Source organism: Cytobacillus gottheilii (assembly GCF_900166665.1).
Lineage (GTDB): Bacteria > Bacillota > Bacilli > Bacillales > Cytobacillaceae > Cytobacillus > Cytobacillus gottheilii_A.
Genome location: NZ_LT800494.1, coordinates 1,718,855 through 1,741,553 on the forward strand (window position 1 = coordinate 1,718,855; position 22,699 = coordinate 1,741,553).

General features: G+C 39.2%; 24 protein-coding genes. 23 read left to right on the top strand and 1 reads right to left on the bottom strand.

From position 1 onward, the window contains the following. Positions 1-212: 212 nt before the first annotated feature. Positions 213-362 carry a YpzI family protein gene (locus tag B7E07_RS08390; protein ID WP_080845438.1) on the bottom strand — a complete coding sequence of 50 codons (150 nt, stop codon included), beginning with the start codon at positions 360-362 and terminating at the stop codon, positions 213-215. A gap of 105 nt (positions 363-467) precedes the next feature. On the opposite strand from B7E07_RS08390, the gene B7E07_RS08395 reads away from it, so the two are divergent. The 23 genes from B7E07_RS08395 (at position 468) to B7E07_RS08505 (ending at position 22,680) form a co-directional block, all read left to right on the top strand. After that, positions 468-1,076 (top strand): YphA family membrane protein, encoded by a 609-nt coding sequence (locus B7E07_RS08395; RefSeq protein WP_080845439.1) that lies wholly within the window; start codon positions 468-470, stop codon positions 1,074-1,076. Further along, entirely contained in the window at positions 1,073-1,960 is an 888-nt protein-coding gene (locus B7E07_RS08400; RefSeq protein ID WP_080845440.1) for a YIEGIA family protein, read from the top strand. The genes B7E07_RS08395 and B7E07_RS08400 overlap by 4 nt, the downstream gene beginning before the upstream one ends. Positions 1,961-1,963: 3 nt before the next feature. Continuing rightward, entirely contained in the window at positions 1,964-2,149 is a 186-nt protein-coding gene (locus B7E07_RS08405; RefSeq protein ID WP_066444128.1) for a capping complex subunit for YIEGIA, read from the top strand. A gap of 193 nt (positions 2,150-2,342) precedes the next feature. Continuing rightward, positions 2,343-3,653: a ribosome biogenesis GTPase Der gene (gene der, locus B7E07_RS08410; protein WP_080845441.1), complete on the top strand. Its 1,311-nt coding sequence runs from the start codon at positions 2,343-2,345 to the stop codon at positions 3,651-3,653. Between the two features lie 133 nt (positions 3,654-3,786). Then, entirely contained in the window at positions 3,787-4,827 is a 1,041-nt protein-coding gene (locus B7E07_RS08415; protein WP_139785595.1) for an NAD(P)H-dependent glycerol-3-phosphate dehydrogenase, read from the top strand. Positions 4,828-5,176: 349 nt separating this feature from the next. Next, the gene (locus B7E07_RS08420) at positions 5,177-5,380 is read left to right on the top strand and encodes a DUF2768 domain-containing protein (protein WP_080845443.1); all 204 of its coding nucleotides are present in this window, start codon (positions 5,177-5,179) and stop codon (positions 5,378-5,380) included. A gap of 88 nt (positions 5,381-5,468) precedes the next feature. Further along, on the top strand, positions 5,469-6,179 hold the full coding sequence (locus B7E07_RS08425; protein ID WP_080845444.1) for a hypothetical protein: 711 nt from the start codon (positions 5,469-5,471) through the stop codon (positions 6,177-6,179). Positions 6,180-6,497: 318 nt separating this feature from the next. After that, the gene (gene spoIVA / locus B7E07_RS08430; RefSeq protein ID WP_066444143.1) at positions 6,498-7,976 is read left to right on the top strand and encodes a stage IV sporulation protein A; all 1,479 of its coding nucleotides are present in this window, start codon (positions 6,498-6,500) and stop codon (positions 7,974-7,976) included. 619 nt (positions 7,977-8,595) lie between these two features. Then, the gene (hbs, locus tag B7E07_RS08435; RefSeq protein WP_066444147.1) at positions 8,596-8,868 is read left to right on the top strand and encodes a non-specific DNA-binding protein Hbs; all 273 of its coding nucleotides are present in this window, start codon (positions 8,596-8,598) and stop codon (positions 8,866-8,868) included. Positions 8,869-9,063: 195 nt separating this feature from the next. Further along, positions 9,064-9,633: a GTP cyclohydrolase I FolE gene (gene folE / locus B7E07_RS08440; RefSeq protein ID WP_080845445.1), complete on the top strand. Its 570-nt coding sequence runs from the start codon at positions 9,064-9,066 to the stop codon at positions 9,631-9,633. A gap of 88 nt (positions 9,634-9,721) precedes the next feature. Beyond that, complete coding sequence (mtrB, locus tag B7E07_RS08445) at positions 9,722-9,949, top strand: trp RNA-binding attenuation protein MtrB (protein WP_080845446.1); 228 nt, start codon at positions 9,722-9,724, stop codon at positions 9,947-9,949. Positions 9,950-10,315: 366 nt separating this feature from the next. Next, the gene (locus B7E07_RS08450) at positions 10,316-11,131 is read left to right on the top strand and encodes a heptaprenyl diphosphate synthase component 1 (RefSeq protein ID WP_080845447.1); all 816 of its coding nucleotides are present in this window, start codon (positions 10,316-10,318) and stop codon (positions 11,129-11,131) included. A gap of 2 nt (positions 11,132-11,133) precedes the next feature. Further along, entirely contained in the window at positions 11,134-11,841 is a 708-nt protein-coding gene (locus B7E07_RS08455) for a demethylmenaquinone methyltransferase (RefSeq protein ID WP_080845448.1), read from the top strand. Between the two features lie 75 nt (positions 11,842-11,916). Continuing rightward, positions 11,917-12,879 carry a heptaprenyl diphosphate synthase component II gene (gene hepT / locus B7E07_RS08460; protein WP_080845449.1) on the top strand — a complete coding sequence of 321 codons (963 nt, stop codon included), beginning with the start codon at positions 11,917-11,919 and terminating at the stop codon, positions 12,877-12,879. A 128-nt stretch (positions 12,880-13,007) separates the two neighbouring features. Beyond that, positions 13,008-13,454, top strand: a complete 447-nt coding sequence (gene ndk, locus B7E07_RS08465; RefSeq protein ID WP_080845450.1) for a nucleoside-diphosphate kinase — start codon at positions 13,008-13,010, stop codon at positions 13,452-13,454. Positions 13,455-13,681: 227 nt separating this feature from the next. After that, positions 13,682-14,455 (top strand): CheR family methyltransferase, encoded by a 774-nt coding sequence (locus tag B7E07_RS08470; RefSeq protein WP_080845451.1) that lies wholly within the window; start codon positions 13,682-13,684, stop codon positions 14,453-14,455. A gap of 440 nt (positions 14,456-14,895) precedes the next feature. Beyond that, positions 14,896-16,068, top strand: coding sequence for a chorismate synthase (aroC, locus tag B7E07_RS08475; RefSeq protein ID WP_080845452.1), 1,173 nt, complete (start codon positions 14,896-14,898; stop codon positions 16,066-16,068). Next, on the top strand, positions 16,068-17,144 hold the full coding sequence (gene aroB / locus B7E07_RS08480) for a 3-dehydroquinate synthase (protein ID WP_080845453.1): 1,077 nt from the start codon (positions 16,068-16,070) through the stop codon (positions 17,142-17,144). The genes aroC and aroB overlap by 1 nt, the downstream gene beginning before the upstream one ends. 52 nt (positions 17,145-17,196) lie before the next feature. Beyond that, positions 17,197-17,571 (top strand): chorismate mutase, encoded by a 375-nt coding sequence (gene aroH, locus B7E07_RS08485; RefSeq protein WP_080845454.1) that lies wholly within the window; start codon positions 17,197-17,199, stop codon positions 17,569-17,571. A gap of 38 nt (positions 17,572-17,609) precedes the next feature. Next, complete coding sequence (gene hisC / locus B7E07_RS08490) at positions 17,610-18,710, top strand: histidinol-phosphate transaminase (protein ID WP_080845455.1); 1,101 nt, start codon at positions 17,610-17,612, stop codon at positions 18,708-18,710. A gap of 135 nt (positions 18,711-18,845) precedes the next feature. Then, positions 18,846-19,952, top strand: a complete 1,107-nt coding sequence (locus B7E07_RS08495; protein WP_080845456.1) for a prephenate dehydrogenase — start codon at positions 18,846-18,848, stop codon at positions 19,950-19,952. A gap of 11 nt (positions 19,953-19,963) precedes the next feature. Beyond that, positions 19,964-21,247, top strand: coding sequence for a 3-phosphoshikimate 1-carboxyvinyltransferase (gene aroA, locus B7E07_RS08500; RefSeq protein WP_080845457.1), 1,284 nt, complete (start codon positions 19,964-19,966; stop codon positions 21,245-21,247). A gap of 527 nt (positions 21,248-21,774) precedes the next feature. After that, complete coding sequence (locus B7E07_RS08505) at positions 21,775-22,680, top strand: hypothetical protein (protein WP_080845458.1); 906 nt, start codon at positions 21,775-21,777, stop codon at positions 22,678-22,680. The last annotated feature ends 19 nt before the right edge of the window (positions 22,681-22,699 follow it).

A 22,699-nucleotide genomic window follows, 5' to 3' on the forward strand; every position in this document is an offset into this window, starting at 1 on the left:
CAATCCAGTCAAAAGGTCAAAGTGCGACCTTCCGCCTGGCTTGTCTTAAGCTTGTCGTCCCTGAGCAAGCGCCTTCCGCTTTTCTTATTGTCTAGCTCTGGCGGCTAGCCGCTCGAGGTCATAAGTCAATCTGTCCAAAAGGTTAAAGAACAACCTTCCGGCCAGCTTGCCTTATGCTTGTCGCGGCTGGACAAGCCGCCTCCGCTTTTCTATTAATGCTGTGTTTTTCTGTTGTCGTTTAGGGATCTTGCTTCTTCTGGGCTTTGTAATTTTGTCGCTCCGGGGTAGTGTAGGGCCTGGTCTCGATCGGATTTAACTCTCCCGCTGTTTTTTAGTTTTTTCTCTTGACGATCTCTTCCCATGTTAAACACCTCCTATAGTTAAGATGAAGCTTTCCTGAAAGTTTATACCGTAAAGATTAAAATACATATGATTTAGTCATAATGGAAATGATAGGAGGGGTCAGGTTGGACGGAATATTGTTTTATTTTACAGCGTGGGGGATTTGGATTCTAACCACCTTTTTCATAGATAAGAAACAGCCTTATAGGCTAGGGCTTTCGGTATGGATATTGCTGCTCATCATTTTTTCTGCCCGTGAGCTGACATTGGGTACCATATCAGTTTCTTTTTCTGCTATTTTTATCGTTCTAACCATTTACGTATTATTAGCGAAATACAAGTTTAAAAAGCTTTGTTACTTTTTGGTGTGCCAATTAATTGGAATCTCTGCATATGCAAGTTTTCATTTATTTGAAATGTTTGACCCTGTGTGGGTAATCATAGGCAGGGAGTGGATGCTTTCGGCCATCTTGGTGATATTATCCAGTATATTAATGAAAGCTAAATTTGAGCGTTTCATTCTTCTTGCATCTGCCGCTATACATGGAGAAGTGGTTAATGGAATTATTTTTCATTCGTTTTCTTTTCCATATCATATTGGCTCTTTTGTATATTTGGATATTTTATCTATATCCACTCTAGTTCTTCTTATATGGAATGGAGTTGAATATATGACAGCCTATTTAGGAACTTACTTTAACCAGCTTGAAAAAGAGAGGGGAAGAACATCGTGAGTGAATATACATATCCCATATTATTGGGTTTAGTTATTGGGACAGCAACAAGAATGTATATGCTGCGCACAGATTACCGCCAATATCCAACTTATTTGCATGGCAAAATCATTCATGTTGCTCTGGGGTTTATTGCAGCGGGGCTAGGTACAGTTGCGATTCCATCTATTATGGAAGAGGATTTTACAGCCATTACCTTTTTAACTTTAGCGGCCTCACAGTTTCGTGAGGTCAGGAATATGGAAAGGAACACCTTAACGGAGCTAGATAGTTATGAGATGGTACCAAGAGGCAAGACGTATATTGAAGGAATTGCAATTGCATTTGAAAGCCGGAATTATCTTGTGATCTTTACTTCTTTAGTCAGTACACTGGTCTATTTATTAGTAAATATTTGGGCTGCACTTCTAGCTGCGGTGATCTGTGTCATCATCGCTAAAGTGCTTATGTCTGGAGGTCGCTTAAAGGATATTGTAGAGATTGAATATGTAGAGCCTCGTTTTGATGGTCCTGGACTTTATGTCGACAATATTTATATTATGAATATCGGTTTGCCTCAGCGGCAGGAAGAAGTTCTTCGGTATGGGATGGGGTTCATTTTAAAGCCGAAAAATTTTAATTCCAGATCCACAATTGCCAATTTAGGACAGCGCCAGGCGATTTTACATGATGTTTCAACTGCACTTGGTGTTTATAGGGATTCGGGTACACCAGCGCTTGTTCCGCTGGCTAAGCGTGATTTAGATGACGGGCGTGTAGGGGTATTCGTGCTTCCGCAGGAAAAAAATATCCAGCGTGCCATTAAAATTATCGGAGCTGTTCCTACCCTTGAAAATGCGATTAGAATGCCGAGCGAACGTCATGTAGAAGGCGAGGGGAAATAAAGAATGGTATTAGAAAAGTATATATTGGCAGCTATTACGACCAATTCTTCCAAAATTCCTGGCGGGACGGCTGTTTTTTATTGCGACAGCAAACAGGAAATGGAGACAATTGCGGCAAATTTAGAGGCCATTTTAGATGGAATTGCACACATGTTAACGGAAGAATTATATGTGATTGTAAAGCACTGATGCTAAAAATATAATTGAATATAGCTTGGAGTTTATCCAAATGTTGCCTCTATCGAAAAGCTCTGATAAAATAGTGAAGTTAGACCCTTCTTTTCAATAGAAGGGTTATTTTTGAGATATGAATGATTTTAATTGTATTCTGCAGATAACTCGTCATATTGCTCAGGAATATAAACCTTGAAGGGGTGATATTATGGCAAAACCAGTAGTGGCTATTGTCGGACGTCCGAATGTTGGTAAATCAACTATTTTTAACAGAATTGTAGGAGAAAGAATATCCATTGTAGAAGATATTCCCGGTGTCACCAGGGATCGTATATATAGCTCAGCTGAATGGCTTACACACGATTTTAATATTATTGATACAGGCGGTATTGATATAGGGGACGAGCCTTTCTTGGAACAAATTAGACAGCAGGCAGAGATCGCCATTGAAGAGGCTGATGTTATTGTATTTCTTGTAAACGGCCGCGAAGGTGTGACAAGTGCTGATGAAGAAGTTGCCAAGATATTATACAAGGCAAAGAAACCAGTTGTGCTTGGTGTGAATAAAATTGATAACCCGGAAATGCGTGATCAAATCTATGACTTCTATGCTTTAGGATTTGGAGAGCCATTTCCGATCTCAGGTTCACATGGACTAGGCTTAGGTGACCTTTTAGATGAGGCTGCCAAGCATTTTCCGAAGCATGGCGGAAATGAATATGATGACGATGTGATTAAATTCTCTTTAATTGGCCGTCCAAATGTCGGCAAGTCGTCTCTTGTAAATGCAATATTAGGGGAAGATCGCGTTATTGTCAGCAATGTGGCTGGCACAACCAGAGATGCCATCGACTCCCAAATGACATACAACGGTGAAAAATATGTCATCATTGATACAGCTGGAATGAGGAAAAAAGGAAAAGTTTATGAAACAACTGAAAAATACAGTGTCTTGAGAGCTCTTCGTGCGATTGAACGCTCTGACGTTGTTCTTGTTGTCATTGATGGAGAAGAAGGAATCATTGAACAGGATAAGCGTATTGCAGGATATGCACATGAAGCTGGCCGTGCAGTGGTTATTGTTGTGAATAAATGGGATGCTGTGGAAAAAGACGAAAAAACGATGAAAGCGTTCGAAACGAATATTAGAGAGCACTTTTTATTCCTCGACTATGCACCAATTGTCTTTTTATCAGCTAAAACGAAAAAACGAATTCATACATTGATTCCAATGATCAATACTGCAAGTGAAAATCATGCCTTGCGTGTTGAAACAAGTATACTGAACGATGTCATCATGGATGCGGTTGCTATGAACCCAACACCTACCGACAAAGGGAAGCGACTGCGCATTTATTATGCAACACAAGTAGCAGTTAAACCGCCAAGCTTTGTTGTATTCGTAAATGATCCTGAGCTTATGCATTTCTCCTATGAACGCTTCCTGGAAAATCGAATTCGTGACGCATTTGGGTTTGAAGGAACCCCGATCAGAATTTTTTCAAGGGAACGGAAATAAGTACTGCTAAAGTTGCTGTGAAACAGTATTTTAATCAATCATTTTATAATTGCGGATTGTAATATTGGTCTATGATTCAAGGGTGATTCTAATTCGTTAAAGCAGAACAAACTGATAAAAAGCGGTGATGTTAATGAAAAATGTTGAATCAATTGCTGTTATTGGCGCTGGAAGCTGGGGCACTGCCTTGGCTATGGTATTAGCTGATAACGGTCATGATGTTAGGCTTTGGGGACATAAACCGGATCAGATTGATGAGATAAATACAAAGCATACAAATCATAAGTATTTGCCGGATATCACACTGCCTGGCAATATTGTTGGTCATGTATCCCTCGAACAAGCACTAACAGGTGCAGAAGTGCTTGTTCTCGCGGTTCCAACCAAAGCTATACGAGAAGTTGTTAATAAAATTGCTGCGATCAGAAAAGATCCGATGACGATTGTGCATGTGAGTAAAGGAATCGAACCTAATAGCTTAATGCGCATATCAGAAATGATTGAAGAAGAGGCTCCAGCTCATCTTTTAAAGAGTGTAGTCGTGCTTTCAGGTCCTAGTCATGCTGAAGAGGTAAGTTTGAGACAGCCGACAACAGTTACCGTTTCCTCGAAAGATTTAGAGGAAGCAGAAAGAATTCAGGATCTATTTATTAACCAGCATTTTCGAGTTTATACGAATCCTGACATTATTGGGGTGGAAATTGGCGGTGCGTTAAAAAATATTATTGCACTCGCTGCGGGGATTACAGATGGGTTGGGCTATGGTGACAATGCCAAGGCAGCTCTCATCACAAGAGGTCTCGCTGAAATTGCCCGTCTGGGAGTTAAAATGGGTGCGAGCCCCCTTACGTTCTCAGGGCTAACTGGTATAGGAGACTTAATTGTTACTTGTACGAGTGTTCATTCACGAAACTGGAGAGCGGGAAATCTACTTGGAAAAGGCCAAAATTTACAGGAAGTTCTTGATAATATGGGCATGGTCGTTGAAGGGGTACGAACAACGAAAGCTGCTCATCAGCTGGCTGAAAAGTTCGAGGTGACGATGCCAATTACAGACGTTCTTTATAGTGTTCTTTTTGAAAATGTCAGTGCAAAGGATGCTGTAGATTTGCTTATGGCTCGCGTGAAAACGCATGAAATGGAAGACCTCGCGAATTTACTTGGCGGGCAATAACAGATTAAAAAACTGACATGCATGGGCAATCCTAATTCATTCGATCATTTAGTTATCTTTGAAATGGATTACTTCGGTAAATAATTCGAAAATATAGGCATTTAAACGATACATGATGAATGGGATTTGCATACAATGCAACGAAGCAAACTGGTAACATGATCAGGGTGTAGGGTAATTTAGTCATATTGCCGAGAAATGGGAATGCCCCTTCCATTTTCTCGGCTATTTTTATATGAGGAAGATAAAACAAATAAACAGTACTTATAGAGATGAAAACGTTTGTGTACAGCCTATATTTCCTCCTTTTTCTATGTTATAATACTTTTCGGAAAAAGGAGTGAAATAAATGTCAGTTTCTTTAATGAAAATGTGGATTTCTCTATCATCCATGGGCTTTATGTTTATATCTATTTTGTTAATATACTTAAGCCGCTTTAAATTTAAAAATAAAACGCTAAAATTAATTACTGCTCTTATTGCGTATATTCTTATGATCATTAGCGGTATTATTATATTCCTGATTGTATTTGGAGGACCAACACCTGAGTAATTTGCTGCTACCTTCAGAGGCAGTACCGAGTCTTCAGAAATGAGTCTTTTGTAAAACACTAGATTTACATACTAAAGGGTTGATAATCATGAAAAAGAGCTTGCTGCGTATACTGGCTGCAGCCATTGTGTTAATGAGTTTGTCTGGCTGTGCCTATCCACAGGAGCGCCTGGCACAGAATCAAATTCCGTATGAAGACCAGATTTCTGCTGTTCAAAATGCAGTTGACCAATTTAGGGAAGCAAATTCTGGACTTCTGCCAATTAAGACAAAGGATATGGAAACACCAATCTATCAAAAATATTTAATTGATTTTAACAAACTTACACCGGCTTTTATGGCTGAACCACCAGGAAACTCATTTGAAATGGGTGGTGTTTTTCAATATGTGATCGTTAATGCAGAAACAGAGCCGACTGTCAAAATCTTTGATTTGCGCATGGCTGAGACAATTCGCGAAATTAAAATCCGTTTAAAAGGGCATGAGTATCCTCCTTTCAAGGAGCAAATTGAATCACATGTATTTACGCTTGATTTTGAAAAACTCGGCTATAAAGAGAATCCTGCAGCTATTAGCCCGTACTCAGGGAGAGAGCTTCCTTTTGTGATTACCGGTGACGGCGAGATTTATGTTGATTATCGCAGTGATTTATTTGAAACAGTTGAGAAAACGGACCTTCCTTTAAAGCAGGGAGAAGATATTCGGGATATTCTGGTGAAGGACTCGCTGTTTGTTCCTTCCTATTCATTGCCGTACACCGTAAATGAAAACAATGAACCAATCTTTTTGGTGAAATAGTCATAACCTTTCTTTTACAAAATATATTGTAAGAGAAAGGTTTTTTTTGTTTACTATAATGCCATGCATTCAGCAATACTCCTATGTTAACAATCTTACTTTGAAAGCTGTTGACCTTTAATAGGTCTTAGGTTCCTGGTGATGACCGTGTTGACAAGGGATAAGAGATATAGAAAAGAAACTTTAATTTGGGGTGAGGGGAAAAATTTATTAAAAAAGTGGCATAACAATGTAGGACAACATCATACACATATAGTGTCCAGATATACTTAATAGGATAATATTTCCCACTAACTCGGAGATTCAGGAGGGGATCACTTGGAAAAGGTAGATGTGTTTAAAGATATTGCCGAAAGAACTGGTGGTGATATCTATTTCGGAGTAGTAGGTGCTGTTCGTACAGGAAAATCAACATTTATTAAAAAATTTATGGAACTAGTTGTATTGCCAAGCATGGAAAACGAAGCTGAGCGTGCACGTACGCAGGATGAACTTCCTCAAAGTGCTGCCGGAAAAACAATCATGACGACAGAGCCGAAATTTGTTCCAAATCAGGCAGCATCTGTTCATGTTGATGAAGGACTCAATGTGAATATTCGCCTTGTTGATTGTGTTGGTTACACAGTGCCTGGGGCAATGGGCTATGAAGATGAAAATGGTCCAAGAATGATCAATACTCCTTGGTATGAAGAGCCAATTCCGTTTCATGAAGCTGCTGAAATTGGCACAAGAAAAGTTATTCAGGAGCATTCTACAATTGGAGTGGTTATTACTACGGACGGTACAATTGGAGAGATCCCAAGATCCAGTTATTTAGAGGCAGAAGCTAGAGTAATTGACGAGCTGAAGGAAGTTGGGAAGCCATTTATTATGGTGATCAACAGCGTGCAGCCTCATCACCCGAATACAGAAGCATTAAGAGAGCAATTAGCTGAACAGTACGACATTCCAGTCCTTGCAATGAGCGTGGAAGGAATGAGAGAATCAGATGTTCTAAATGTCATGAGAGAGGCTCTGTATGAGTTCCCAGTCCTTGAAGTGAATGTTAACTTGCCTAGCTGGGTCATGGTTCTCCGCGAAGATCATTGGCTGCGTGAGAGTTATCAGGAGGCAGTAAAGGAAACGGTTAAGGATATCAAAAGATTGAGAGATGTAGATCGTGTGGTCCACCAATTCGGAGACTTTGAGTTTATTGAACGGGCAGGATTAGCAGGAATCGAGATGGGGCAAGGGATCGCGGAGATTGATTTATTTGCTCCAGATGATTTGTATGATGATGTTCTGAAAGAAATTGTTGGTGTAGAGATAAGAGGGAAAGATCACCTTTTAGAGCTTATGCAGGAATTTTCCCATGCGAAAGCAGAGTATGACCAAATTTCTGATGCGCTTACAATGGTCAAACAGACGGGATATGGAATTGCTGCTCCATCGTTAGCGGATATGAGCTTAGATGAGCCGGAAATCACTCGTCATGGCTCGAGATTTGGGGTCCGATTAAAAGCAGTGGCACCATCCATCCATATGATTAAAGTGGATGTAGAATCTGAATTTTCACCGATCATCGGTACAGAGAAGCAAAGTGAAGAGTTGGTTCGCTACTTAATGCAAGACTTTGAGGATGATCCGCTTTCCATTTGGAATTCAGATATATTCGGCAGAAGCCTGAGTTCCATTGTTAGAGAAGGGATTCAAGCGAAGCTTTCGCTTATGCCAGAAAATGCCCGCTATAAACTAAAAGAAACGCTAGAAAGAATTATTAATGAAGGATCAGGCGGACTGATCGCCATTATCCTGTAAGTATATGGATGCATAACAACGGACTCCTTTAAGGGGTCTTTTTTTTGTTTAGCTTCTTTCTGAATGATTGTTGTTTTAATAATCACTGTTAAAGGGGTTATAGTTCAATACTTGTTGATTAAACGAAAGAGTGCGAGACTCGGGCGGGACGTGAACTCGGCCGCCGCTAGGCAGGAAAGCAAGTGGTCTGAAATTGCAATTTCTGTACATTGAAAAACAAATATGTCTGCAAAAAACCGGCGATTAAAACAGAGTGTAGTTTTTAATTTTCTTTCATCTTTTTGGTTTGCTGATGTGGAAGAAGGGGAAACATCTTTCTAGTTGGCGTGTTACAGTTATATTTCAAAAAAGAAAAGATTCCCATTAAATCGTGAAATATTCTTGATATGCATAAATGATTGTGATAATCTTTTAACAGAATTACTGTTGTGATGCTTAAACCCTTATCACAAAAGGATTTTTTGCTTTATTGATTGAAAAATTCCGCGAGTTGATATATGATAAGGCATGCTTAAACAAATATACGTCACAACGTATAGAATTCAGTAATTTTGTTTACAAATGAATGTAAGAATCTATTTACTGAGTTAGATTGTTTTTTTGGGAGGAGGTGAAAGTAATGAACAAGACAGAACTAATCAACGCAGTTGCTGAAGCTAGCGAACTTTCCAAAAAGGATGCTACTAAAGCAGTCGATGCTGTTTTCGATACAATTTTAGAAGCGCTTAAAAACGGTGATAAAATTCAACTTATCGGTTTCGGAAACTTTGAAGTACGCGAGCGTGCAGCACGTAAAGGCCGCAACCCGCAAACTGGCGAAGAAATCGAAATCGCTGCAAGCAAAGTTCCTGCTTTCAAACCAGGAAAAGCGCTTAAAGATGCAGTAAAATAATTAGTACATATATGTGCGATAGAAACCGCGAGATGATTCTCGCGGTTTTTGTTTTGTACCATAAAAAGAATAAACGAGCAGCATAGCAGGAGACCTTAGATAGTGAAGTAAGATGTCTTTGCTAGTCAGTCATAGAGTATGCTAATATGAAAGTTATGAGCTAGAAGAACCAGTGTTGATTAGGAGGAACCCATCATGACATCAGTTAATACGGCGCAGATAGAAGAAGCGGTGCGACTCATATTAGAAGCAATAGGTGAAAATCCTAACAGAGAGGGATTATTGGATACACCAAAGCGAGTGGCGAAAATGTATGAAGAGGTCTTTATGGGCTTGAATCAAGACCCTAAAGAATATTTTCAAACTGTATTTGGCGAAGATCACGAAGAACTCGTGTTAGTGAAAGATATCCCTTTTTATTCAATGTGTGAACATCATCTAGTTCCATTCTTCGGTGTGGCACATGTTGCATATATTCCGAAAAACGGAAAGGTAACAGGCTTAAGCAAGCTGGCGCGAGCGGTAGAAGCAGTTGCTAAACGGCCACAGCTTCAAGAGCGAATTACATCAACAGTTGCAGACTCTATACTTGAAACATTAGAACCACATGGTGTTATGGTCGTTGTCGAAGCTGAACATATGTGCATGACAATGCGAGGTGTAAAAAAGCCTGGTTCTAAAACGATTACATCTGCTGTCAGAGGTGTCTTTGCAGAGGATGCGATTTCAAGATCAGAAGTACTTGCTCTCATTGGGAAAAAATAATTATATGATGGCAGAGTCGCGGGAGATAGCTTATCTGAATGGCTATTAACACCTCTGCCTTTAATACGTATAGATAAGGGTGATCGTGATGGAAAGAAACGGCAGCGATTATATTGTCATTAAAGCTAAAGAAGATGGCGTAAATGTTATTGGGCTTACTAGAGGGTCTGATACGAAATTTCATCATTCTGAAAAGCTTGATGAAGGAGAGGTGCTGATCGCTCAATTTACGGAGCATACATCGGCTATTAAAATTAGAGGGAATGCCATTATCAATACCTCCTATGGAGAAATAGAAAGTGAAGCGAAAAAATAAGTATCTTCTAACCTGTGGCAGCATGCGAAATCCTTATATATTCCTCTAACATGGCAATGTTTTTTATGGTATAATTGTCTCTGCCTTAAAGGAAGTATGTTCAGTGAAAAATAATGAACTAAAAGTTGCACTGCATATGCCTATTTTATAGAAATAAAATAAGGTTGTTTTGTTTGATGATAGAAAAACACTAATTGTCTTTGTTTTTATATATACATATTATTTTATTTGCGAAATTGAAAAACATAATAGATAGATCTGTTTGCCAACGGAGAGTATTGCTGATTCTTTAAGTAACGATTTAGGATTGGCAGTCTGTTCTAAATGGAAGATGGGTGAAAAACTTTTTGGATCAAGGGTGATTGCATGCAAGATCTAACCACTAATTTAGCAGATGTGAAATCACAAATAAATGAGCATGTCAAACACTCATACTTATTTAAATATATTAAAGAACCAGTTATTGATGAAGATAAACTTCTTTTATTTACTTCTATTTTTTCTGATTATGACTTGCCAAAATCCAAAGCTGAGCAATACATTGTAACAGCAATGCTTGTCCAAATTGCTTTGGATACTCATGAACTCGTGGAAAATGGAGAGTTAGACGGCGAATTCCATAAAAGCAGACAGTTGACCATATTAGCGGGAACCTATTATAGCGGACTTTATTATAAAATTTTATCTGCTCTCGAAGATGTTGGAATGATTCGTACGCTTGCCGAAGGAATAAAAGAGGTTAATGAGCATAAAATTTCCGTTTACCGCAAAGACAGTAAACGTATAGATAATTTAATGGAATCGGTAAAAAAAATAGAGTCAGCCCTTTATGAAAGAGTTCTCACTCATTACAATAGTGATACGATCTTGCCTTTTACAGCAAACGTTTTATTTTACAGGAGGCTTCTAAAAGAACGAGAGCTTTTCAATAATGAGGAACCATCGCTTTTGTTTGAAGCATTAGGAGATCTCATATTTTCAAAAACACACCTAAATAAAAGTTCAATGACAGTTAGAAGTGAATTATTGTCAGTTGTGGATTCATATATAGACCATGCACGGCGGGAAATTTCTCAGGAGCTTAACCAGATCCCTTATATGAACAACTTGCTAAACAAAAGAATTCAAGAAATGATTCAATTTGATCAATATAAGGTTAAATCATATGCGGAGGAAGGGTAAGTATGCAACAATCTAAAGAAGAACGCGTCCATAAGGTGTTTGAAAAAATATATGGAAACTATGACAAAATGAATTCTGTTATTAGCTTTCAGCAGCATGTAAGATGGCGCAAAGATGTCATGAAACGCATGAATGTTCCTAAAGGCGCAAAAGCGCTGGATGTTTGCTGCGGGACTGCTGATTGGACGATTTCCCTTGCTGATGCGGTTGGAGAACAAGGTCAAGTGGTCGGGCTGGACTTCAGCAAGAATATGCTGAAAATAGGAGAACAAAAAGTAAAAGAATTGCAATTGAATCAAGTGAAGCTGGTTCATGGAAATGCAATGGAACTCCCTTTCCCGGATCATTCATTTGATTTTGTAACCATTGGTTTTGGTCTTCGCAATGTTCCAGACTATTTGCAGGTTCTAAAAGAAATGCATCGCGTAGTGAAACCAGGCGGCAAGGTCGTTTGTCTTGAAACATCACAGCCGACAATGCCGGGATACAAACAGCTGTTTTATTTATACTTTCGTCATATTATGCCGTTCTTTGGCAAATTGTTTGCAAAGAGCTTTGATGAGTATGCATGGCTGCATGAATCGGCTAAGGATTTCCCCGGTATGAAAGAACTAGCGCAGCTATTTAAAGAAGCTGGACTGACGAATGTTACCTATAAACCGTACAGTGGCGGAGCAGCTGCTGTTCACTTTGGGATGAAGGAAAAATAATATTGGATCTGAATGCTTTGTTCATTACTACGTGTATGATGCATTAGGGATTTATAAGCTAGGTGAGATGAAGATATGAAATTAAAAATGATGTACTCATTTTTGAATTCAGATATAAACGTGATAGAAGAAGCATTGGAAAACGCCATTCAAGCCCAGTCACCGCTGCTTCACCAAGCTTCTCTGCATTTGCTTCAGGCAGGGGGGAAAAGGCTGCGTCCTGTATTTGTTTTGCTTTCGGGCAAGTTTGGGGATTATGACATCGATAAAATGAAAAATGTAGCTGTCGCGCTTGAGCTTATTCATATGGCATCACTTGTGCATGATGACGTTATTGATGATGCAGAGCTGCGGAGAGGGCAGCTGACGATAAAAGCAAAGTGGGACAACCGAATTGCTATGTATACGGGTGATTACATATTTGCGCGTGCACTAGAATTAATGGCGAATATTGAAAAGCCGTATGCACATCAAATATTATCTAATACACTAGTGGAACTTTGCATTGGTGAAATTGAGCAAATAAAGGATAAATATAACTTTAATCAGAACATGCGGAGCTATTTGCGCCGTATTAAAAGAAAAACAGCGATTTTAATTGCTGTCAGCTGTCAGCTTGGAGCCATTACAGCTGATGTAGAGGAAGAATTGCATAAGAAATTATACAAAATTGGTTATTATATTGGCATGTCCTATCAAATAATTGATGATGTGCTTGATTTTAGCGGAACAGAACAAGAACTTGGCAAACCTGCTGGCGGTGATCTTCTTCAAGGGAATATAACGCTTCCTGCCCTATTTGCCATAGAAAATAAAGAAATATATGAAAAGATGGTTCTGGTTTCGGAGCATACATCACGCGAGCAAATCCAAGACATCATTACACTTATTAAAAGTTCAGGAGCCATTGAACGCTCTTTAAAGGTAAGTGACCAATACTTACAAAAGGCGCTGATCTTAATAGACGAACTGCCGCAAAACCGTTCAAAGCGAGCATTTCGAGATTTAGTAAGAGTCATCGGCAAAAGACGTTTTTAAATGGATTCATATTCTAAGTTATTTCATTTGACAGAAAAATTCGAAGTTGAATAATTGTCAAATAAATGTTAACATTTCTATGGATTGTCCTTTGACAGCCATATACATATAACTTAGGAGTGGAGTCTATGCAAAAGACGTTTTTGATGGTCAAGCCTGATGGGGTGCAGCGCAATTTAATTGGTGAAATTGTATCACGCTTTGAAAAGAAAGGCTTCCAATTAGCTGGAGCAAAATTAATGAGTATTCCAAAAGAGCTTGCCGAAGAGCATTACGGTGAACATAAAGAACGTCCATTTTTCGGTGAGCTTGTTGACTTTATCACTTCTGGTCCTGTTTTTGCGATGGTATGGGAAGGTGAAAATGTAATTGCAACTGCTCGTCAAATGATGGGTTCTACAAATCCGAAGGACGCGGTCCCAGGTACTGTGCGCGGTGACTTTGGTGTCATTGTAGGGAAAAACATTATTCATGGATCAGATTCACCTGAAAGTGCTGAGCGTGAAATTGGCTTATTCTTTAAACAGGAAGAGCTGGTTGAATACAATAAAGTAATGAATGAATGGATTAATTAAGAAGAATGTCCTTTTAAAGGTGTTGTCTCATTTAGGTTCTTTAACGGAGTCCAAATACCTTTATATTAAAAATCAACTATATTACGACAAACCTTTTCAAAAAACACTTGCTTTTGCAAGTGTTTTTTTGTAACCGCATTCAGTCTCTGTGGGAAATATAAGTGATTCTATTTTTATCTATTTTCCGTTATACTCTTAAATAGGACTATAGATAGAGGAGAATACAAATGGTTCAAGAATATCAGGAATTTATAATGAATATCAAGAAAAAGACAGGAATTGACCTCGGAGCTTATAAAGAAGCACAGATGAAAAGGCGGCTTGAGTCCTTATATGATAAAAAAGGATTTACTTCTTTTCGTGATTTTTTTCATGCGATCAATCAGGATAAGAATTTGCTCGATGATTTCTTGGACCGAATGACCATAAATGTGTCAGAGTTTTATCGGAACGCCAAACGATGGGAAGTGCTGGAAAATAAAGTACTGCCGCAGATTTATGCCAAAACAAAGCAGGTAAGAGTCTGGAGCGCAGCTTGTTCAACTGGTGAAGAACCCTATACTATTGCGATGATTATGTCTAAAGTACTTCCGCTCTCACAAATTAACATTCTCGCTACAGATCTGGATGAAAAGGTGATTGAACGTGCCCAGATAGGAATTTATCCTGAAAGATCATTAAATGAAGTTCCGGCTGATATGAAACAGAAATACTTTCATAAAGAAGGCAGCTTATACAAAGTTTCAGATGAAATAAAAAAAACGGTGACATTTAAAAATCAAAATCTGCTTTCCGATTCATTTGGTGGTCCTTTTGATTTAATTGTATGCCGAAATGTTCTCATCTATTTTACTGAAGAAGCCAAAGATGGCCTTTATTATAAATTTAGCCAGGCATTAAAGCCAGAAGGATTCTTTTTTGTCGGCAGTACAGAACAGATCTTCAATCCAGGCAAGTATGGCTTTCAAACAGAAGATACATTCTTTTATAAGAAAAGCTGAAATAGTCTGGGGACATATTGAATACGACCGTAGAACCGAATGATTAGGGGGATCTTACTAATCATTCGGTTTTTTTATTTGTTATTTTCAATATATCTTTTTACATAAGTGTAATGGAGCTTGCGGACACTTGACTCCTGCGGGCAATAGAGGAGGCTCAGCTTCCTCCCCACGGAAAGCAGGTGTCTGCAGCACAGGTGGAACGGACGAGTTTAAGTACCAAACCATGAGGTTTTAGAAATATTATTTTAGCTTTGTCCCCGTTATTCTTATCAAAGTGCATCACCACTCTGCTTTTCTCCTTCAATTCTTCATGGTAAAATGACTGCAATCACTCAAACAAGAAATTTTTCAGAAATTCAAAAATTTTTCTATGTTTACATAAAGGCATATGTTATATTGATACATAATCCTTTAACAAGTTGAAGGGGGAAAGAGTTTTGAGATATTTAACATCCGGGGAATCACATGGACCACAGCTGACAACAATCATTGAAGGATTACCAGCTGGGATGCCATTGATCGATTCTGATATTAACGAAGAATTATCAAGACGTCAAAAAGGCCATGGAAGAGGCCGGCGCATGCAAATTGAAAAAGATACAGTCAATATTACAAGCGGAGTACGCCATGGCTATACGCTCGGCTCACCTGTCTGTCTTGTCGTAGAAAATAATGATTGGAAGCATTGGACGAAAATTATGGGTGCTGAGCCGTTAAACGAGGACGAATTGGCTGAAATGAAAAGGGTCATTTCAAGACCAAGACCGGGTCATGCTGATTTAAATGGTGCCTTAAAATATGGGCACAGAGATATGAGGAATGTACTGGAACGCTCTTCAGCACGTGAAACGACAGTGCGGGTTGCTGCTGGTTCAGTTGCCAAAAAACTTCTTTCATTATTAGGCATAAAAATTACTTCTCACGTAAAAGAAATTGGCGGAATTATCGCAGACATTAAAGAATATCCGTCGATTGATGAAATGATTCATATATCGGAAGCCTCACCCGTTCGCTGTCTTGACGAAGTGGCAGGTCAAAAAATGATGAACCTGATCGATGAAGCAAAGCAAAATGGAGATTCGATCGGTGGGGTTGTTGAAGTAATTGTAGAAGGCATGCCTCCTGGAGTCGGTAGTTATGTCCATTATGATCGGAAGCTTGATGCAAAGCTTGCCTCAGCAATTGTCAGTATTAATGCCTTTAAAGGTGTTGAATTTGGCATTGGTTTTCAGGCTGCAAGAAAACCAGGCAGTGAAGTGCATGATGAAATTGCCTGGAACGAAAATGATGGATACTATCGTAAATCCAATAACCTTGGTGGTTTTGAAGGCGGAATGACGACAGGAATGCCAATCGTAGTCCGCGGTGTGATGAAGCCTATACCCACACTATATAAACCATTGCAAAGTGTGGATGTTGAAACAAAAGAACCATTTACAGCCAGTATTGAAAGATCTGATAGCTGCGCTGTTCCTGCAGCAGCTGTTTTGGCAGAGCACGCAGTAGCATGGGAGCTTGCCTCAGCACTTGTGAGCCAATTTTATGGAGACCGCTTTGAAACGCTTTTGGAAACAGTAGAGCTGCAAAGAACATATGCGAGGGAATTTTAATGAAAACCGTTCCTGTTCAAACTTCATCTAAAGAGTATCCAGTTTTAATTGGATCTCAGATCATTCATGAACTTCCGCTATTTTTACATAAGGACTTTCCTCAGCTGACAAAGCTGATGATTATTACAGATGAAAACATTGGCAGATTATATTTACAAGAACTGCTTAAAGTTCTTTCAAACTTTGAGACTAGTCATATCATCGTTCCGAATGGGGAAAGTGCAAAAACGTTTGATGTATACCATGAATGCTTGACATTTGCTCTAAACCAGCAGCTAGATCGCAAATCACTCGTACTTGCATTTGGGGGAGGAGCAGTAGGTGACTTAAGCGGCTTTGTTGCTTCAACCTATATGCGCGGCATTCCTTTTATCCAGATCCCTACTACGATATTGGCACACGATAGTGCTGTCGGTGGAAAAGTAGCGATTAACCATGAGCTCGGGAAGAACATGGTTGGAGCTTTTTATCAGCCAGAAGCTGTTTTTTATGATTTAGCGTATTTGCGTTCATTGCCTGAAAGAGAAATGAGATCTGGATTTGCAGAGGTCATCAAACATGCATTGATTTATGATCTCTCGTTATATGAAGAACTCAAAGAAAAAATCAACTCCATTGAAGACATTAATGCACAGATTATAGAGCCTTATTTGGCCAGAGGCATTGAAATTAAAGCGAATATTGTTGGCGAAGATGAGAAAGAAACGGGAAAACGTGCCTATTTAAATTTTGGCCACACACTTGGTCATGCTATTGAAGCAGAGATGGGCTATGGCGGCTGGTCACATGGAGAAGCAATTATTGTTGGTATGAGGTATGCGATCCAATTGAGTAAGAAGTATTATGATCTTGCTTTTAACGATCACGAATTTGCTAGTTGGCTTCATTCATTAGGTTATGAAACTAGACTTCCTGAAGAAGTATCATTTGAAAAGCTTCTGCAGCGGATGAAGCAAGATAAAAAAACAATTGGTTCATCGATTACATTTGTATTGCTTGAACAAATAGGCAAACCAATACTGCAGAAAATAGATGATCAAGATTTACTATCGGAACTAAAGCATTTTACAAGATAGAGATAACACATCAGCGTACATACTAATGCAGGTTTGTAAGGGAGGAAGAAAAGTGATCAGAGGGATTAGAGGAGCAACCACGGTTGATGAAAACAATGAAAAGCTCATTTTAGAAGAAACGGAAATTCTGCTGAAAGAAATGATTAAAGAGAATAATCTCAAAGCAGAGCAAGTTGCTTCTGTACTCTTTTCAGTCACAGAAGATCTAACTGCGTGTTTTCCTGCAAAAGCAATGAGAGCGGTTGAAGGCTGGAAGTACGTTCCTGTCATGTGTACACGAGAAATTCCGGTGCCAGAATCCTTGTCTCTATGTGTGCGAGTGATGATGCATGTGAATACAAACACATCACAGCAGGAAATTAAACATGTCTACTTGCGTAATGCCGTTGCATTGCGTCCAGATTTGGCGGAAATCGGAAAAGAATAAACAGTAAAATGAGTTTTAAATTAAAGGTGGGGATAACGTTGAAATGGAAGCAACAGCTTTTAAGCTTAACACCATACCAGCCAGGAAAATCTATTGAAGAAGTAAAAAAGCAATATGGATTAACAGAAATTACAAAGCTGGCATCAAATGAGAACCCATTTGGCTGCTCTCAAGCAGCGTCTGACGCCATGCAGAAGGACCTTGCCTATTATGCCTTATATCCAGATGGCTACGCACAGGAGCTTCGTGATACGCTTTCAAGCTCTTTAAATGTGAAACCAACTCAGTTGATCTTTGGGAACGGGTCCGATGAGATTATTCTAATGATTGCAAGAGCATTGCTGAGCCCTGGAATGAATACAATCACATCTGCTCCAACATTCCCTCAATATAAGCATAATGCAATTGTTGAAGGAGCAGAAATGAGAGAAGCTCCCCTTAAGGATGGGGGCTTTGACTTAGATAAGATGCTCGAGCTGATTGATGAGAATACAGCAGTCGTATGGATTTGTACACCAAACAATCCTACTGGTGTGTATATTCCTGAACAAGAGCTTACTGCATTTATAGAGAAAGTATCTGAGGATATTTTAGTTGTCATCGATGAAGCTTATTGTGAATATACCACTGCAGAAGATTACCATGATTCTGTGAAACTTGTAGAGCGTTATCCAAATGTGATTGCATTAAGAACTTTTTCCAAAATATATGGCTTGGCCAGTCTCCGAATTGGCTATGGAATTGCAAATGAACATATTATTCGCGGCCTTGAGCCTGTACGTGAGCCTTTTAATGCAAATAGATTTGCGCAGGCTGCAGCAATTGCAGGGGTTGGAGACCAATCATTTATTGAAAGCTGTAAAAAAGCTAACCGTGAAGGTTTAGAACAGTTTTATTCTTTTTGCAAAAGCAGGAATTTAAAGTATTACCCTTCTCAAGCGAACTTTATTTTAATCGATTTTGCTGCAGATGCAGATGAAGTTTTTCAATATTTATTAGAAAAAGGCTATATTGTTCGTTCCGGCAAAGCGCTCGGATTCCCTCATGCAGTGAGGGTAACGATTGGTTCAGAACAGCAGAATGCAGGAGTCATCTCTGCAATGGAGCAGTATCTCAAAAATCAGCCAGCACTTAATTAATTATAGTTTCAGAGGTGATTGATCTGCCTCTGAATTTTTTTCAATTTCACCATCTTTTAGGTATTTTAAGCCCTCGCTTGAGAATGAAAACAAATGGTAGAGTGTAAGGCTCGCTTCAAAGGGAGAGATCAATTCATGCAAGGAAGAGTATTGATGATTGGATTAGGGCTGATTGGCGGATCTCTTGCCCTTTCAATAAAGAAAGCACATAAACAAGCTTTTATAGTTGGTTATGATGTTAATGAAGAACAAGGAAGATTAGCAAAAATGCTGGCTGTTGTGGATGAAATAACAGCCTCAGTAGAAGAAGAAGCAGTGAAAGCCGACCTAATATTAATTGCCGCTCCAGTGATCGAAACAGAGCGTATCCTTACCCATTTATTGCGTCTCCCGCTTCAGGAAAATGTCATTATTTCAGATGCTGGAAGTACAAAGCAGGAGATCGTTCGTATTGGAGCTAAATTTAAAGAAAAGAATATTACGTTTATAGGCGGTCATCCAATGGCTGGTTCCCATAAAAGCGGAGTATGTGCAGCACGTCCGCTGCTCTTTGAAAATGCCTTTTACTTGCTTACACCAGAAGAGCATATTGAGGAAAATAAGATTCATCACCTGCAGATATGGCTTTCAGGCACGAATGCAAGATTTTTGATTGTCAGTCCGAAAGAACATGACCAATTAACAGGGATTATCAGTCATTTTCCCCATATTATTGCTGCTTCTCTTGTCCATCAGGCAAAAAGATCGGGAGAAGTGCATGAATTAGTTCCGCGTTTAGCTGCTGGAGGCTTTAGGGATATAACGAGAATTGCCTCAAGCAATCCAAATATGTGGAGAGACATTCTAATACATAATAAATCGGTATTGCTTGAACTTTTGGATGACTGGCAGCTTGAGATGGAAAAAGTCAAAAATATGCTTATTTCTGCCAGTGGTTCAGAAATCCATCACTATTTTTCTGATGCTAAGCATTACCGTGATGATTTGCCCCAAAAACAAAAAGGCGCCATACCCGCTTTTTATGATTTATTTGTAGATGTTCCTGACTATCCTGGTGTAATTTCCGAAATTACGGGATACTTAGCTAAAGAAGATATTAGTATTACCAATATCAGTATACGTGAAACAAGGGAAGACATTATGGGTGTGCTCGTTATCAGTTTTCAAACAGATGAAGATCGCAATCGAGCCATTTCTTGTATAGAGCATCATACAAATTATGACACAACAATCGGTTTATAGGAGGAAAAACCATGAAGCTTGTTCATGACATTCCTGGATTAAAAGGAATAGTAGAAGTGCCTGGTGATAAATCAATTTCACATCGCTCCATCATGTTTGGTGCAATCTCTAAAGGAGAAACAAGAGTTACGAATTTTCTTCAAGGAGACGATTGTTTAAGTACGATTGCCTGTTTTAAAAAGCTTGGTGTGCAAATAGAATTGCATGATGATGAGGTGGTCATTAAGGGATCGGGCTTTGATGGTCTAAAAGAGCCAGAAGACATTTTACATGTTGGCAATTCAGGCACTACCATTCGATTAATGATGGGGATACTGGCCGGCAGAGGTTTTCATTCTGTTCTAATCGGCGATGAATCGATCGCAAAAAGACCGATGACAAGAGTGACAAAGCCGCTTCAGCAATTTGGTGCAAGCATCCAAGGAAGAAAAAATGGCGAATTCACACCTATTTCTTTAAAGGGCGGTTCTTTACAGGGGATTACATATGAAATGCCAATGGCAAGTGCGCAAGTAAAATCAGCACTTCTATTTGCCGGCCTGCAGGCAGAAGGAACGACAACAATTATCGAACAAGCCAGAACAAGAGATCATACAGAGAAAATGATCATGGCATTTGGCGGTAAAGTGGAGGTAGATGGTTTAAAGGTCAGTCTGCAAGGCGGTCAGGAGTTAAAAGCAACAACCGTCCATGTTCCGGGTGATATATCGTCAGCAGCATTTTTCCTTGCAGCAGGCGCCATTGTGCCAAACAGTAAAATTACCTTGAAGAATGTCGGTTTAAATCCGACACGTACAGGTATACTCGATGTTTTGTCAGCTATGGGGGCAAATTTACAAGTGGCTCCATATGAAAACGGGCAGGCGGAGCCAGCTGGAGATCTCACCATTCAGACTTCGGCTTTAAAAGGGACTGTGATTGATGGTGCATTAATCCCTCGGCTTATTGATGAAATTCCGATCATCGCTCTTCTGGCGAGCCAAGCAGAGGGCCAGACGATCATTAAAGATGCAGAGGAATTAAAGGTAAAAGAAACGAATCGCATAGATACTGTTGTCAATGAACTTCGTAAATTGGGTGTGAAGATTACTGCAACGGATGATGGCATGGTGGTTGAAGGGAAGTCAGAGCTTTCCGGCGGAAAAGTATCAAGCCACGGCGATCACCGGATTGGAATGATGCTGGCTATCGCTGCTGCCATCAGCAATGAAGAGGTTCATCTAGAAGAAGCAGAAGCGATTTCAGTCTCTTACCCGAATTTCTTTGAACACTTACACAGTTTGATTGCGGAATAATGATTTGATTTAAAAAGAGCAGCCTGATAACAAGGGGTAACGATCCCTGACGTTCAGGCTTTTTTAAATGTTAATGAGGCTGGGACATAAGTATTTAACACACTCATAGAACCGAATGGTTAGGAAGTTATCTTTCTAATCATTCGGTTTCTTTATTTATGATTATAAAATATATTTTATTAACAGGAGTGAAATGGAGCGGAGGACCCTCGACTCCTGTGGGCAATAGAGGAAAGGGTGAGACCCCGCAGCGCAGGTGGAACGGACCTGTTTAAATACCTAAATCAAGATTATAAATATTCATGTTTTAGAAATAGTATTTTCGTTTTGTCTCAGCTTCTTTATTGAAACATAAGTTATCGATTTCAATTTCGACAGTTTTCCCTTCTAAGAACGGCATTAGGGAAAAACTTGCAAAAAAATTCCCCTCTGCAAATTCAGGAGCATCACTAGCACTTAAAGAGAATTAGTCATGAATTTAAGATCACCTTCATAGCTTGTCTTAAGACCGTTAAGAGGGTGATTTGATGGCGTACATTATTGAAAATGCAAATATTGTTAGCGGAGAAACAATAAAGGAGTCTTCTCTTCTTGTTGAGAAAGGGAAGATTGCCACGGTGAAAAACTCATTTCAACGGTATAAGTATATGAGGATGGATGCCAATTCTTATTTGCTTACCCCTATCCATGTCATGTATGATTCACAATTTCCAAATCTGGGCTCGTATTCTAATCAAAAGAGCTATTTTACAGAGGAATATATTTTAAAAGGAGCAACTGTTATATTGACCTCCGTCTATGTTCACTTTGAAAAAGATTTAAAAGCCAATATAAAACGCATAAAAACAAATTTGCTTAACAGTCCGATTGACTATATAATCGGAGTGCGTATTCCTATGAGATTATTAACGCCTTCTTTTTTGTTAAAATCGAAACGGGAAAGGATTCCGGCTATATTTATAGAAATAGACAATATTGAAGAGCTGAACAATCTGCCTTGGGGGTGGATTCGCGAATCAATGTTCCCTTATAATAGCCCTCTGATTCCCGTTATTACGTGTGAGCATCCTGCCGAACGGGCATTAGCTTTAAAAACATGGAAAAAAATTATAAAGCGTGAAAAGATTCCTGCTATTTCTGAAGAACTGCCTGAGAAAACAACCCTAACAAGAAGTGTACTAGCCAAGATTGGCATCTACCCAATAAAAGCAGCTATTCAGATAGGAAGTGAAGTATCTTATAATTTCTATAGTCATGGCAGGGAAATCATAAAAATTGAAGAATTAGAGCTTAATGATTATCATAAAGACAGACTAGCGGTTACGGTTCATAAAGGAACGGTTATCCGTGCTGGTGACGAGGTCTTATACAGACCCGGATTTGGTGAACACATACTTATTAAAACTCCTTCTTATTTTACATTTGGAGATTAGAGAGCGAAAGGATAAATAC

What these genes read in the sequence shown, in the direction of transcription:
- B7E07_RS08390 (WP_080845438.1), bottom strand. Translation starts at nt 362, where the DNA reads ATGGGAAGAGATCGTCAAGAGAAAAAACTAAAAAACAGCGGGAGAGTT.
- B7E07_RS08405 (WP_066444128.1), top strand. Translation starts at nt 1,964, where the DNA reads ATGGTATTAGAAAAGTATATATTGGCAGCTATTACGACCAATTCTTCC.
- der (WP_080845441.1), top strand. Translation starts at nt 2,343, where the DNA reads ATGGCAAAACCAGTAGTGGCTATTGTCGGACGTCCGAATGTTGGTAAA.
- B7E07_RS08415 (WP_139785595.1), top strand. Translation starts at nt 3,787, where the DNA reads ATGAAAAATGTTGAATCAATTGCTGTTATTGGCGCTGGAAGCTGGGGC.
- B7E07_RS08420 (WP_080845443.1), top strand. Translation starts at nt 5,177, where the DNA reads ATGTCAGTTTCTTTAATGAAAATGTGGATTTCTCTATCATCCATGGGC.
- B7E07_RS08425 (WP_080845444.1), top strand. Translation starts at nt 5,469, where the DNA reads ATGAAAAAGAGCTTGCTGCGTATACTGGCTGCAGCCATTGTGTTAATG.
- hbs (WP_066444147.1), top strand. Translation starts at nt 8,596, where the DNA reads ATGAACAAGACAGAACTAATCAACGCAGTTGCTGAAGCTAGCGAACTT.
- folE (WP_080845445.1), top strand. Translation starts at nt 9,064, where the DNA reads ATGACATCAGTTAATACGGCGCAGATAGAAGAAGCGGTGCGACTCATA.
- mtrB (WP_080845446.1), top strand. Translation starts at nt 9,722, where the DNA reads ATGGAAAGAAACGGCAGCGATTATATTGTCATTAAAGCTAAAGAAGAT.
- B7E07_RS08450 (WP_080845447.1), top strand. Translation starts at nt 10,316, where the DNA reads ATGCAAGATCTAACCACTAATTTAGCAGATGTGAAATCACAAATAAAT.
- B7E07_RS08455 (WP_080845448.1), top strand. Translation starts at nt 11,134, where the DNA reads ATGCAACAATCTAAAGAAGAACGCGTCCATAAGGTGTTTGAAAAAATA.
- hepT (WP_080845449.1), top strand. Translation starts at nt 11,917, where the DNA reads ATGAAATTAAAAATGATGTACTCATTTTTGAATTCAGATATAAACGTG.
- ndk (WP_080845450.1), top strand. Translation starts at nt 13,008, where the DNA reads ATGCAAAAGACGTTTTTGATGGTCAAGCCTGATGGGGTGCAGCGCAAT.
- B7E07_RS08470 (WP_080845451.1), top strand. Translation starts at nt 13,682, where the DNA reads ATGGTTCAAGAATATCAGGAATTTATAATGAATATCAAGAAAAAGACA.
- aroB (WP_080845453.1), top strand. Translation starts at nt 16,068, where the DNA reads ATGAAAACCGTTCCTGTTCAAACTTCATCTAAAGAGTATCCAGTTTTA.
- B7E07_RS08495 (WP_080845456.1), top strand. Translation starts at nt 18,846, where the DNA reads ATGCAAGGAAGAGTATTGATGATTGGATTAGGGCTGATTGGCGGATCT.
- aroA (WP_080845457.1), top strand. Translation starts at nt 19,964, where the DNA reads ATGAAGCTTGTTCATGACATTCCTGGATTAAAAGGAATAGTAGAAGTG.
- B7E07_RS08505 (WP_080845458.1), top strand. Translation starts at nt 21,775, where the DNA reads ATGGCGTACATTATTGAAAATGCAAATATTGTTAGCGGAGAAACAATA.